Raw genomic sequence first — 15,403 nt, 5'->3', positions numbered from 1 at the left:
TAGCCGTCGAGGAAGTGCAAGTCGATCTTCCTCGACGGCGCGATGCGTGCGCATCATCAGCTGCCGTCATGCGTTCTCGGTAGCCATAGGCGAACCTGTCGACGCCTCTCCATTTTTCAAGCCCCGTTCGAGTGCGGCCGCAACGATCGGCCCGATCCTCGCGAGTGCCTGTGCGCTCATCATCGTTTCGTGCAGGCACTCGACGTCATGCGTCTCGATTCGGCCCTGCACATAGGGCTGCCATGCACTGACCTCGCGCTGTGGATAAGCATCTGTCTGACTGAGCCCGGCCCTCAGGAACAGCACATCGCCATGGAATATCTCCGGCAAGAACATGCCGGCCAGGGCCGGTGCGATCTGGAATTGCCGCACGATCGATGAGAACGTCGGTTCGCTGATCGTCTGGAACATCGGATTGCTCCGCGCCAGGTGCGCTTTCAGCGTTGCTATCGTCAACGGTTCGGCGGTTGTCGGTTGCTGTGAATCCGAGAACGCTTGCATCAGCACCCCCATAACTTCCGCTTCCGTCGGGGAGGAAATAGCTTCGATCTCCGCCATCGGATAACCGTCGAGCATCGCGAGCAACGCCACGCTCTCGCCGGCAAGCTGTAGCTGCGTGGCAATCGCATGCGCGATATGGCACCCGAGCGACCAGCCGAGCAGATGATAAGGGCCACTGGGCTGCACGCCGCGGATTTGCCGGACGTAATCCAGTGCCATCTCCTCGATCGAATCCACTTGCTCGTCCGCTTCCGCGAGTGCGCGCGCTTGCAGGCCATAGAGCGGACGATCCGGCAGATGGTGAGCGAGGCCCGCATATGGCCAGCTGAAACCGCCAGCCGGATGGATGCAGAACAGCGGCGGTTTTGATCCCAGCGTCTGAATCGGCAGGAGCATGGCCAGCGCGTCGGACTGAACCGCCGTGTGTACTCGCGGCGCCAATTGCGAGACAGTCGGCGCCTCGAAGAGCGTGCGAATCGACACATCGTGCCCGAATGATTCACGCAGCCGCGCGAGCATGCGGGTGGCCAGCAGCGAGTGGCCGCCGAGCGCGAAGAAGTTGTCGTGCCGGCCCACGCGCTCGACGCCGAGCAGTTCGGCCCACAGCACGGCGATGGTCTGCTCGGTTTCGCCTTGCGGCGCTTCGTATTGCGCCTGCACGAACGCCTCGTCATCCGGCTCCGGCAGCGCGCGACGGTCCACCTTGCCGTTCGGCGTCAGCGGCAAGGCGTCGAGCACGACGAATGCAGCCGGCACCATGTATTCCGGCAGCCGCGCAGCAAGGTGCTCGCGCAAGCCTCGAACAAGCTCGGCACGCGGCGCCGCGTCCTGCAAGCTCACATAAGCCAGCAAGCGAGCATTGCCCGCTGGATCCTGCCGAGCGACGACGATCGCCTCGCGCACCGCCTCGTGCGTGGCGAGCTGCGCCTCGATCTCCCCGGGTTCGACTCGGAAGCCACGCACCTTGACCTGCTCGTCGTTACGACCGAGGAACACGATGTTGCCGTCTGGCTGGTAGCGCGCGAGGTCGCCGGTTCGATACATGCGCGCCTCGGCATCGCCCTCAGCACGCGCGAACGGATCCGCAAGGAAGCGTTGCGCGGTGAGATCGGGGCGATTGAGGTAGCCTCGCGCGACACCGGCACCGCCGATGTAGAGTTCGCCGACAGCGCCCAAGGGAACCAGCGCCTGGTTCTCATCGAGCAAGTAAATGCGCGTATTCGCGATCGGCTTGCCGATCGGATAAACCGTGTCGCCGGCAGACGGCTCGATCTCGCCCGAGGTCGCGACGACCGTGGTTTCGGTTGGGCCATAGTTGTTGACGATGCGCAGCGATGGCGGCAACCCCGAAGGCAACAACGTCACACGATCGCCGCCGATCAGCAGCGATTTCAGCCCCGGAGGCAATTCAGACTGCATCGCCAGCAGTGCCAGCGGCGTGACGAGGAATGCGCAATCCATCGACTGATGTCGCCACCAGTTCAACAACGCAGCAGCATCGGATGACAGCCCAGGCGGCGGCAGCAACAAGCTTGCACCGGCACACAGCACGGGCCAAAGCTCCCATACGCTGGCGTCGAAGGCCAGGCTTGCGGTGGCCGGGACACGAGAGCCGACCCGTAACTCGAAACGATCGATATGCCAAGTCACGAGATTCGCGAGTTGGCGATGCTCGACCATCACGCCCTTGGGCGTGCCAGTGGAACCTGACGTGTAGATCACATAGGCAAGATGCGATGAATCCAGCCCGAGCGAGCGCGGCGGAAGATTGTCAGAAGCCAGTTCATCCCACGGCGCCAACACCGCGCTCAAATCAACCATCACATGCTTGGTCAAACGCCCCTCGCCAAGCGCTTCACGCCCAACCGCGTCGGCCAGCATGACGGGCGGTGCCGCATCATCGAGGATATGAGCGAGGCGCGCACTCGAATAAGCCGGATCGATCGACAAGTAAGCGCCACCGGCCTTGAACACCGCAAGCAACGCAACAACCATCGCGACGCTTCGCTCCACACACACGGCAACCGAAATATCCGGTCCAACGCCGAGCTTGACGAGATAACGAGCAAGCCGATTCGCACGCGCATTGAGCTCGCCATAAGAAAGCTGCTCATCGCCAGCAACCACCGCAATCGTCTCGGGCATCTGCCCTGCCTGAGCCTCGACCAGCTCATGGACACATCGATGCCGCGGATAATCCGCTCCCGTCGCATTCCACGTCTGCAGCAACAAGCGCCGCTCGTCAGCATCGAGCAAATCGATCCGCTCGATCGGCTGCTCCTCGTCGCGGGCCATGGCGCGCAATATCGCAATCAAATATGCGCAATGACGCGCGATCGAGGCTTCCTCGAACAAGGCGGTGGCATAACGCAGCGCCCCGGATATCACCTGCCCATCGTCGAGCAGGTCGAGTTCGAGATCGAACTTTGCGCGATCGAACGCGCCACCCACAGGCGTGAACGCCAGATCCGGCAATTCGATGGTTCGCATGTCGGTGTTCTGCCACGAGATCATCACCTGGAATATCGAGGTGTGAGCAAGCCGCCGTTGCGGCTTCACGATCTCCACGACCTGCTCGAACGGAAGATCCTGATGGTCCTGCGCGGCGACGATCGTCGATTGAACGCGGTCGAGCAGCTGCCCGACGGACGGCATGCCCGACAAATCGATACGCAGCGCCAGGGTGTTTACGAACAGGCCGACGACAGCCTCGAGCTCGGGCTTGGAGCGATTCGCTACCGGCGTGCCGATGACGATGTCCTCCTGGCCCGCGAGACGCCCCAGCACTGCCGCCCACGCCGCTGTGACAACCGCGAAGACAGTCGTGCCGCGTCGCGCTGCGAGTCGTCTCAAGTCCTGAGTGAGCATCGGGTCGAGCTCGAGCGGCAGGCGTGCAGCATCGAACTGCTGCTGCGCCGGACGAGGATGATCCGTCGGCAGATCCAACAGCGTCGGAATACCCGCCAGCGTTGTTTTCCAATAAGCGGCTTCGCGTTCGAGACGCTCGGCGCCGAACCATTGGCGCTGCCAGCTCACATAGTCGGGATACTGGATCGTCAGTGCGCCGAGCGGTTTCGGGCGCTCCTCCGTCACGGCACGATAAAGCGCGCCGAGCTCCTTGACGAGCACCGCCAGGGACCACCCATCGCAGATGATGTGATGCAGGGTGAGCATGAGCGTGTGCTCGTTGGCGGCCAACCTGACGAGACGCGCGCGCACCAGCGGCCCGCGTGCGAGATCGAACGCTTGCGTGGCTTCCTCCTCGCATAGACGCAACCATTCGTCTTGCGAAGCATCGAGTCTCGAGGACAAATCGTCTTCCCGCCAGAGCATGCCATCGTCGGCGGGAAGCAGTTCCGCATGAGCGCCCTCGCCGGTTCCAGAGGTGTCGAGAAATACCGTACGCAACGCTTCGTGACGCGCCCATAGCGTGTCGAGGGCACGACGCAATGCACTTATGTCCAACTTTCCGTCGATACGCAACACGAGCGGGACATGATAGATCGTGCTTGCGCCATCGAAACCACTCAGGAACATCATCCGCTGCTGGGCGAACGACAGAGGAAGGCACGCGTCACGAGCCGCGCGAACGATCGGAGGCGCGACGCTTCGGCTTCCGGAGTCGATCGCCTGGGCAACCGCGCTCACGGTTGGATGATCGAACAATGAGGAAAGCGATAAATCCCCCGCTTGCATCGCCCGCAAGCGATTCAACATCCTCACGGCAAGCAGCGAATGGCCGCCGAGCGCGAAGAAATTGTCGTGTCGGCCGATGCGCTCGACGCCGAGTAGTTCGGCCCACAGCGCGGCGACGGCCTGCTCGGTTTCGCCTTGCGGTGCTTCGTATCGCGACTGGACGAAGGCGTCGTCGGCGGGCTCCGGCAGCGCGCGGCGATCCAGCTTGCCGTTCGGCGTCAGCGGCAGCGTTTCGAGAACCACGAACGCGGCAGGCACCATGTATTCGGGTAGCCGCGCCGTCAAATGCTCGCGCAGGCTTCGGGCCAGTTCCTCGCGCGATGTCGATTCCTGAGGAGTCACGTAAGCCAACAATCGCGCGTTACCCGCCGAATCCTGCCGAGCGATGACGATCGCCTCGCGCACCGCTTCGTGCTTGGCGAGCTGCACCTCGATTTCGCCGAGCTCGATGCGGAAGCCGCGGATCTTGACTTGGTCGTCGTTGCGGCCGAGGAAGACAATATTGCCGTCCGGCAGATAGCGAGCCAGGTCGCCCGTGCGATACATCCGTGCTTCAGGATGACCGGCGGCACGCGCGAACGGATCGGCAAGGAATCGCTGCGCGGTGAGATCAGCGCGATTCAGGTAACCACGCGCGACGCCAACTCCACCGATGTAAAGCTCGCCTATCGCACCCAACGGCACAGGTGCCTGACGCTCATCGAGCAGATAGATACGTGTGTTGGCGATAGGTTTGCCGATCGGAACGGCCTGCGCGTCGAAATCCGGCGGGCAGGTAAACGCAGTGACATCGATGGCCGCTTCGGTCGGGCCATAGAGATTGTGCAACTGCGCATGAGGCAGCCGCTCCAGGCATCGTCGGGCAATCGGAGCCGGCAAGGCCTCGCCGCTGCAGATGATTCGCGAGAGCGTCTTGCAGCGCGTCAGATCCTGCGCCTCCAGGAAGCCAGCGAGCATCGAGGGGACGAAGTGCAAAGTGGTAACGCCGTGCTTCGCGATGATCTCGGTCAGATAGTCGGCATCACGATGCGCGCCAGGCTCGGCCATGACCAGCGTCGCGCCATTGGCCAGCGTCCAGAAGAACTCCCAAACCGATACGTCGAAGCTGAATGGGGTCTTCTGCAGCACGACATCTTGCCCACCGAGCCGATAAGCCTCCTGCATCCAGGTCAGGCGATTGACCAACGCATCATGCTCGTTCTGCACGCCCTTGGGCATGCCGGTGGAGCCCGAGGTGTAGATCACATAGGCGAGATGACGTGGATTCAATCCAAGCGCGTTCGGCGAAAGCGGATCGGAAGAGAGCTTATCCCAAGGCGCAGATGCGGCACTCACATCGATCAATCCCTGCTCGGCCGGCTTTTCATCGCCGAGCGCATCGACAAGAGCCTCGCGCCCCGTCGCATCAACCAGCACGACAGCAGGCGCGGAATCGGAAACGATATGCGCGATGCGCGGCCCCGGATAAGCAGGATCGATCGGCACATAAGCCCCGCCCGCCTTAAGGATGCCAAGCAGCGAAACAACCATCGCCGCGCTGCGCTCGAGACAAACGGCAACAAGCGCATCGGGACCAACGCCCAAATCGACAAGGTACCGAGCAAACCGATTCGCGCGCGCATCGAGTTCGGCATAAGACAGCCGCTCATCACCGGCAATCAACGCGGTAGCCTCGGGCGTGCGCTTCGCCTGCGCCTCGAAAAGCCCGTGCAGATACTGATTCCGATCGTAAGGCGCATCCGTCGCGTTCAGCGCATCGATCAGCAAGGCCCGTTCTTCACTCGACACGAGTTCGATCCCCCGAGCCGACACGCTATCGTCCTCGCACGCGTGCTCGATAAAATCGAGCAAACGTCCCGCATGCCGCTCGACAGATTCCGAATCGAATGCATTGCTGTTGTATCGGAGCTCGATATCGATCGGCGCGCTCCTGCCGAACTGGGTAAACAGGAACGAGAGGCCATGCTCGGGCCCGGACAACCACTGAACATGCGCGGGCTGGCCGCCCACTTCAACGGGATGGCGCAGGAACAGGGTATTGACACTGATCTCGATATGCCGGGGATCGAACCCGTAACGCCTGACCATCTCGCCGAACGGAAATCGTCCGTGCTGCATCACGTCCTTGAATGCATCGCGAATTCCGTTCAACGTCGACGAAAGGGGAATATCGCCCTGCCCGATCGACACCGGAAGCGGAATGACCTTGGCGAACTGCCCCGGAATATCGAGCGCTTCCCGAGTGCGGTTCAGGAACGACACGCCGAGTACCGTGCTCCTTTCACCCGTGACCCGCATCAGATACAGAGCGGTCAACGCGGTCAGGCATTCCGCTGGCGACAACGAGAGCTTCCGCGCAGCGTTCTGGACCCGCTCTTGCAGCGTCTGCGGAAACACCTTGCGCAAGGATCGAACCACGCCGCGTGCATCCACGGGGTGAGCATGGTCGGCCACGAGCGTTACCAATGGCTGCCCGTCGATTCGCGCGCATGCCGATTGCCAGAACGCGGCGTCGCGCTCGTAGGTCGGCGAACAGAGATAACGTTCGTCGAGCGACAAGGTATCGAGAAAGATCCGATCCATGTCAAACGCGCGGGCCGGGTCGCTCTCGAGCGCGGCGTAGTTCCTGCCGATGCGCTCGAAGTATCGAAGCGCCGACCATCCGTCGTTCTGCACATGAGGCGAACGCAACGCCACCAGCACGCTACCAGGAGAGTCGAACACGGCGACGGCACCGGACTTGTCGCGCGGGTCCTCGTTGAGCTTCTCGTGCCACTCGATCACCGCCCGTTGCATCGCTTCGTCGGTCATCGTCGTTGGTTCGACGAAATGCTGGAAGCGTGTCGTCGGCGTGGACGCCTCGCATTGCAGGCCAGCGTCGGACACTTGAATCCAGAATGCCTGGTTTTGATCGATCAAAGCGCGCGAGGCAGCAACCAGACGCATTCGATCGACCTCCGGCGCGCAGCGCATGGCCGCGACCGAGAAGAACGACGTCCCCGGCCGAGCCGCCTGCTCCTGCAGCCAAACCGCCTGCTGCGCCGGCGAGAGCGCGTACCAGGTTCCCGCCGGGCTGCCCGGGCGGTCGATCAGGCGCGAGACATCCGGGCCCGAAGCCGCGGCCCTCGCACTGGCGACACCGGCATCCCAAAGCTCGTCCACCACCGCATCGGGCCGCTGCACGCTTTCCGCCAGGAAGTGCAGGAACAGTTCGAACAGCGCATCGATACTCTCGGCGTCGAACAGATCGGCGCTGTATGAGACGTCCGCACTGAGATATTCGCCCGCGTCCAGGAACACGACGGCGAGATCGGCACCTCGCGCCATGCGCGTGCGCGGAATGGCTTCGATCGTCATGTCGGCGATCGTCTCGCGAGTCTTTCCAGGGCCTTGCTGGAACTGGCAAAACACCTGGAAGATCGGATCGTGGGAAGACGCGCGCGGCGGATTGACGGCAGCCACCACGTCGGCGAACGGCAGTTCGCTCGCCTCGAGTGCGGAAAGAAGTTCACGCGAGGTCGCGAGCAAGTGACTCGCGACGGAGGCGGTTCGATCCAGCCGATGGCGAAGCGGCAGCGTGTTGACGAACAGGCCGACCATATCCTCGGTGGCGGCATGCGTTCTCCCTTCGGTCACCGTGCCGATCACGATGTCGCGGCTGCGCGCGAGCTGCGCGCAAGCGATCGCGAGCGTCGTCTCCAGCACGATAAAGGGCGTGACCTTGTATGCCGTGGCGATCTGTCGGATCCCTTGCACCAGCTCCGGCGCGAGCATGCGTTCGATCCGTCCCGCGCGGTCCGACAATTTGTCCGGCCTTGCCCGGTCGGCGGGTAAATCCAGGTAGACAGGCGCACCGGCGAGACGCTCCCGCCAGGTCTGCCGCAATTGAGCGAGACGCTCGGCATCGACCTGCCTTGTCGTCCAGGCCGCGTAGTCCCGGTACTGCAGCGCCAACGTGGCCAGCGCTGGCGGTTCGTCGGCGGCCAGCGCGGCGTACGCCTGCCGGAAATCGCGCCAGACGATGTTCCAGGACGCGGCGTCCATCGCGATGTGGTGAATCGCTATCATCAGGATCGCGCGCCGCGGTGATTCGACAAACAGCGTCGCGCCGAAGACCGGCCCACGGAAGCAGTCGAGATGCCTGGCGGCTTCCGATTGCGCGATCGGCATCGCGTCGTCCTCGGCCACCTCGCGGCGCTCGAGGCGGAAGAGTGTCGAGCGCCCGATGACCGGCACGAACGACCCGGTGGTCTCGTCATCCGCATAATGCGTGCGCAGGATCTCGTGACGCTCGACCACCGCGCGCAGGGCACGATCCAGCACATCCTCGCGCACGCGCCCCGACAGGATGAAAAGACGCGATGAGTTGAGCATCGCGCCACGCGTGCCACCCGCTTCGATCGCGAGCACCCGTTCCTCGGCGAAGGACAGCGGCATCGTCACATTGCGGTCGATGCGAACGAGATCATGAGCGCGTTCTGACGACGTCACATCCGCGAGTGCGAGAGCCAGTTCCGCGAGCGTCGGTGCTTCGAACACCTTTCGCAGCGGCAGGGATTTTCCGGTTGCATTGGCGATACGCGAAATCATTCGGATCGCGACGAGCGAATGGCCGCCGAGCGCGAAGAAATTGTCGTGTCGGCCGATTCGCTCGACGCCGAGTAGTTCAGCCCACAGCGCGGCGATGGCCTGCTCGGTTTCGCCTTGCGGTGCTTCGTATCGCGACTGGACGAAGGCGTCGTCGGCGGGCTCCGGCAGCGCGCGGTGGTCCAGCTTGCCGTTCGGCGTCAGCGGCAAGGTGTCGAGAACCACGAACGCGGCAGGCACCATGTAGTCGGGTAGCCGCGCCGTCAAATGCTCGCGCAGGCTTCGGGCCAGTTCCTCGCGCGATGCCGATTCCTGAGGAGTCACGTAGGCCAACAATCGGGCGTTCCCCGCCGGATCTTGCCGAGCGATGACGATTGCCTCGCGCACCGCGTCGTGCTTGGCGAGCTGCACCTCGATTTCGCCAAGCTCGATGCGGAAGCCGCGGAGCTTGACTTGGTCGTCGTTGCGACCGAGGAAGACGATATTGCCATCCGGCAGGTAGCGAGCCAGATCGCCCGTGCGATACATCCGTGCTTCAGGATGACCGGCGGCACGCGCGAACGGATCGCCAAGGAATCGCTGCGCGGTGAGATCAGCGCGATTCAGGTAACCACGCGCGACGCCAACTCCGCCGATGTAAAGCTCGCCTATCGCGCCCATGGGCACAGGTGCCTGATGCTCATCGAGCAGATAGATACGTGTGTTGGCGATGGGTTTGCCGATCGGAACGGCTTGCGCGTCGAAATCCGGAGGACAAGTAAACGCAGTGACGTCGATGGCCGCTTCGGTCGGGCCATAGAGATTGTGCAACCGCGCATGAGGCAGCCGCTCCAGGCATCGTCGTGCGATCGGAGCCGGCAAGGCCTCGCCGCTGCAGATGATTCGCGAGAGCGTCTTGCAGCGCGTCAGATCCTGCGCCTCCAGGAAGCCGGCGAGCATCGAGGGGACGAAGTGCAACGTGGTAACGCCGTGCTTCGCGATGATCTCGGTCAGATAGTCGGCATCACGATGCGCGCCAGGCTCGGCCATGACCAGCGTCGCGCCATTGGCCAGCGTCCAGAAGAACTCCCAAACCGATACGTCGAAGCTGAACGGGGTCTTCTGCAGCACGACATCTTGCCCACCGAGCCGATAAGCCTCCTGCATCCAGGTCAATCGATTGACCAGCGCATCATGCTCGTTCTGCACGCCCTTGGGCATGCCGGTGGAGCCCGAGGTGTAGATCACATAGGCGAGATGACGTGGATTCAATCCAAGCGCGTTCGGCGAGAGCGGCTCCGAAGAGAGAGCGTCCCAAGGTGCAGACGCTACACCTACATCGATCAGCCCATACTCGGCCAGCTTCTCATCGCCGAGCGCATCGACAAGGGCCTCGCGCCCCGTCGCATCGACCAGCACGACAGCAGGCGCGGAATCGGAAACAATATGCGCGATGCGCGGCCCCGGATAAGCAGGATCGATCGGCACATAAGCCCCGCCCGCCTTGAGGATGCCGAGCAGCGAAACAACCATTGCCGTGCTGCGTTCGAGACAAACGGCAACAAGCGCATCGGGACCAACGCCCAGACCGACAAGGTACCGAGCAAACCGATTCGCGCGCGCATCGAGCTCCGAATAAGACAGCCGCTCATCACCGGCAATCAACGCGGTAGCCTCAGGCGTGCGCTTCACCTGCGCCTCGAAAAGCCCATGCAGATACTGATTCCGATCGTAAGGCGCATCCGTCGCGTTCAGCGTATCGATCAGCAGCGCTCGCTCATCCTCAGGCACAACCTGCAGATGATCGAGCGAGCCGGATCCCGCATCGAGTGCATCCGCCAATTGCTCCAACGCATGCTGCATATATGCGCATATCCTGTCGGGCAGTTCCGGCACGATGACCTGCGCGGCAAACTCCAGCGCATCGCCGTAATCCTCGACGGACAGCGTCACCGGATAGTTCGTCCTCTCATGCGCCTCCAGCAGTTCGACATCGCGCGGCCATTGCGAAGGAGCATCGAGACGCACGTTATGGCGGTAATTCAGCAGCGCGCTGAAAAGCGGCACGTTCGCGCCGATCCCGCTGCATCGTTGCGCCAGCGCGAGCGATGCGTGCTCGTGTGCCAGCAGGCCGGCGAGCCGTATCTGTGTATCGCGAACCGCCGCTCGCACGTCGGTCGCGTCGATATCGATGCGCAGCGGCAGCGTGTTGATGTACAGGCCCATGGTGCGATCGCTGCCGGCACCAGCCGCCATGCGCCCGAACAACACCGTTCCGAACACGACCTGCTTCTGCCCGCTGGTGCGTGCCAGAACCATCGCCCAAGCGAGATGGCACATAGTCGCGAGGCTCACGCCGATGGTTCTCGACAGCGCGCGCAACCGTGCATCGAGCGCGACCGGCACGATTCGACGCGCTTCGTACACCGGCGCCATGTCGTCATGTGCAAGCGCGAGGCCGAATGGAAGCGTGGGCGTATCGACGTCGCCCAGCATCTTGCTGAAGAACGCTTCGTGAGCACTGGCGGGCAACCCCAGCCTCGCGTGCGCGACCAGGTTGCGATAGGGCTGCGGTTCGGGAAGAAGATGAGCCTGCCCGTCGATCGTCGCCTGGACTTCCTCGTTCAGGATCGCGAGGGTGGAATGATCGCCGACGAGGTGATGAAGCAGCATGATCGCCTGCCAGCGCCCTCCCGCCTCTTCGGCAAGCACGAAGCGCAGCAGCGGCGCCTGCGCCAGGTCCATCCTGTAGCGCGCCGGATGGATGCGATCCTGCAACTGCTTCGCGATTGCCTCACCGTTGCCGTCGAGGACAAGCTCGCTCACCTCGACACTCGCCTGCCGCAGGACGACCTGCACCGGCGAACCCAGCCCGTCCCACAGTACGGCGGTGCGCAGGATGTCGTGCCGTTCGACGAGACGCGATATTGCGTGGAGGTAGCGATCGAGCGCCGCGCGATCGGTAAAGGCCAGATGCGCGCTCAACAGATAGGGATCGCCCTGCGTGCTGAGAACATGGTGAAACAGGATGCCGTCCTGCAGCGGCGAAAGCGCGTAGATGTCCTGGATGTTCGCGATACCGCCTGGAACCTGGGCCACGATGCGATCGATATCGGCTTGCGACAGATCGGCGAGCGGCAGGAGATCGGGCGTGATGACTCGCGTGTCGGGGCCGATCCGGTTCTCCGGAACCACGACTTCACGCGATTGACCGAGCGTGGCGGAAAGCGCGGCAAGTGCCGGTTGCTCGAACAAGTCGCGGATGGCGAGCGTCAAGCCGATCTGGCGCAAACGCTCGATAAGCTGAACGGCCAGCAGCGAGTGGCCACCGAGCACGAAGAAGTTATCGTGCCGGCCCACGCGCTCGACGCCGAGTAGTTCGGCCCACAGCGCGGCGATGGTCTGCTCGGTTTCGCCTTGCGGCGCTTCGTATTGCGCCTGCGCGAACGCCTCGTCATCCGGCTCCGGCAGCGCGCGACGGTCCACCTTGCCGTTCGGCGTCAGCGGCAAGGCGTCCAGCACGACGAACGCGGCCGGCACCATGTATTCCGGCAGTCGTGCAGCAAGGTGCTCGCGCAAGCCTCGAACAAGCTCGGCACGCGGCGCCGCGTCCTGCAAGCTCACATAAGCCAGCAAGCGAGCATTGCCCGCTGGATCCTGCCGAGCGACGACGATCGCCTCGCGCACCGCTTCGTGCGTGGCGAGCTGCGCCTCGATCTCCCCGGGTTCGACTCGGAAGCCACGCACCTTGACCTGCTCGTCGTTACGACCGAGGAACACGATGTTGCCGTCTGGCTGGTAGCGCGCGAGGTCGCCGGTTCGATACATGCGCGCCTCGGCATCGCCCTCAGCACGCGCGAACGGATCCGCAAGGAAGCGTTGCGCGGTGAGATCGGGGCGATTGAGGTAGCCTCGCGCGACACCGGCACCGCCGATGTAGAGTTCGCCGACAGCGCCCAAGGGAACCAGCGCCTGGTTCTCATCGAGCAAGTAAATGCGCGTATTAGCGATCGGCTTGCCGATCGGATAAACCATATCGCCGACAGACGGTTCGATCTCGCCCGAGGTCGCGACGACCGTGGTTTCGGTTGGGCCATAGTTGTTGACGATACGCAGCGATGGCGGCAACCCAGAAGGCAGCGACGTCACGCGATCGCCGCCGATCAGCAGCGATTTCAGCCCCGGCGGCAATTCAGACTGCATTGCCAGCAGCGCCAGCGGCGTGACGAGGAATGCGCAATCCATCGACTGATGTCGCCACCAGTTCAACAACGCAGCAGCATCGGACGACAGTCCAGGCGGCGGCAGCAGCAAGCTTGCGCCAGCACACAGCACGGGCCAAAGCTCCCACACGCTGGCGTCGAAGGCCAGGCTTGCGGTGGCAGGGACACGAGAACCCGCCCGTAACTCGAAGCGATCGATATGCCAAGTCACGAGATTCGCGAGTTGGCGATGCTCGACCATCACGCCCTTGGGCGTGCCGGTGGAGCCGGACGTGTAGATCACGTAAGCGAGGTGCGATGAATCCAGCCCGAGCGAGCGCGGCGGAAGATTGTCCGAAGCCAGTTCATCCCACGGCGCCAACACCGCGCTCAAATCAACCATCACATGCTTGGCCAGACGCGCCTCGCCGAGCGCTTCACGCCCAACCGAATCGACCAGCATGACGGGCGGTGCCGCATCATCGAGGATATGAGCGAGGCGCGCACTCGAATAAGCGGGATCGATCGACAAGTACGCGCCACCGGCCTTGAACACCGCGAGCAACGCAACAACCATCGCGACGCTTCGCTCCGCACACACGGCAACCGGAATATCCGGTCCAACGCCGAGCTTGACGAGATAGCGAGCAAGCCGATTCGCACGCGCATTGAGCTCGCCATAAGAAAGCTGCTCGTCACCCGCAACCAGCGCAATCGCCTCGGGCATCTGCCCTGCCCGATCCTCGACCAGCTCATGAACACATCGATGCCGCGGATAATCCGCTTCCGTCGCATTCCACGTCTGCAGCAACAAACGCCGCTCGTCGGCATCGAGCAAATCGATCCGCTCGATCGGCTGCTCCGGATCCGCCAGCGCCGCCTCGATGAAGTGCAGCAAACGCTTCCGATGCGCCTGCACGCTGGCTTCGTCATAAAGCTCGGCGTTCGCATCCACATGCAGCGTGCAGCCGGGATCGCGCGGATTGCCCGTCACGGTCACCGCGAAATCGTTGACCAGGCCATTGGCGAGCGCGTGCAAGGTCGCGCGGCCGTCATCGAACTCCCAGCGGTTGTCGTAGGGAACGATATTGATGCGCGGACCAAACACCGGCCCGGCGAACGCACCGCGCATCTGCCTGATCTCCTTCACGCGGAACTGCTGGTGCTTCATGTGCGCGAAGACTTCGGTGCTCACCTGGCGCGTCAACTCCGCCAGCGTCGTGCCCGGCGTGATGGGCAGCCGCATCGGCAGGATATTGGCGAACATGCCGGGCAGCGCACGCGTCTCCTTGCTGCGCGCCGAAACCGGAAAATCGAACACGGTTATACGGCCGTTGCTCATCCGGTAGAGATAGGCCGCCACGATGGCGGTGAGCACGAGCGGCCACTTCGCGATCCGCGTCTCGATCTGGTCGAGTTGGTCGATGAATGCAGCGGGAAGCGGCGCCGATGCCCGGTTGAAGAAACCGCTCGCGCGCGGCGCCGCACCGGCGATCGTCTCCGTGGCAGGCAAGGCATGGACGTAGTCCTGCCAATACTGGCGGTCGCTCGCGTAGCGCGGCGAGGACCGATACGCGCGGTCGCCGCTCATCATCAGGTCGATCGCCCCGAAGTCCGCGTCGGGAACCGGCGCCTGCCGCATCAGCGCCGTGTAGATCGCGGCCACCCGGCGCGTCGCGAGCGGGATGCTGGCGCCATCCATCACGATATGGTGATAGCGCTGGTACCAGACATGCCGCTGGTCGCCCAGCTTGAACAGCGTTTGACTGAACAGCCTGCCGGAGAGGACATCGTATGGACGATTCGATTCGGCCTGCATCGCGTTCCAGCAAGCCGCGAATGGATCGTCCTCGCGCGAGACGTCGATGAACGTCGGCTCGAAGGAATCTCCGCCAGCTTCGAATTGAACCGGCCCCGACGATGTTTCAAGGAAACGGAAATGCAGGATCCGGGCTTCCTCGATGAAACGGCGCACCGCCGCCTCGAAAGCCGGGTAATGGATCGCCCCCCCGATATCCACATAAGCGCGGCTGTCGAACAAGGGATTGTCGGGCTCGCGTTGCTGCGAAAACCACATTTCCAATTGCGCCGCGGTGAGCTCCAGAATTTCCTGAGGGTTTTTGGCGTTCAAAATTATCCTCGTCATTATTTAGCGCGCGCAATGCGCCACGGCAGCGCGGGAATTATTGGCGGTTGCCCATGCAATATCATCGAGCGTTTGATAAATCGAAAAACCGGGCTGATTCCTGCCGATTTCACGGCAATTCGTGGGTGGACATAGCCGATCGCCCAGGCAGGAGCAACCGAGCCGGGCATGAGAGCCCGGCTCGGTTTTCCGATTCACCTGGATTGAATATTCCGTCTACGGAAAGATTTGAAACATACTGTATCACGACGATGACAAGGAAATTACCCCGTGCATACCGATACATTTGAAA

General features: G+C 62.9%; 1 protein-coding gene. It reads right to left on the bottom strand.

What is annotated here, in order from left to right; genetic code table 11:
* Positions 1 to 66: 66 nt before the first annotated feature.
* Entirely contained in the window at positions 67 to 15,096 is a 15,030-nt protein-coding gene (locus tag BM43_RS37540; RefSeq protein ID WP_158380924.1) for a non-ribosomal peptide synthetase, read from the bottom strand.
* Positions 15,097 to 15,403 lie beyond the last annotated feature (307 nt).

This window comes from Burkholderia gladioli (assembly GCF_000959725.1).
Classification (GTDB): Bacteria; Pseudomonadota; Gammaproteobacteria; order Burkholderiales; family Burkholderiaceae; genus Burkholderia; species Burkholderia gladioli.
The sequence above is the reverse complement of the archived record's forward strand: the minus strand, read 5'-3'. Positions and strand labels throughout refer to the sequence as shown.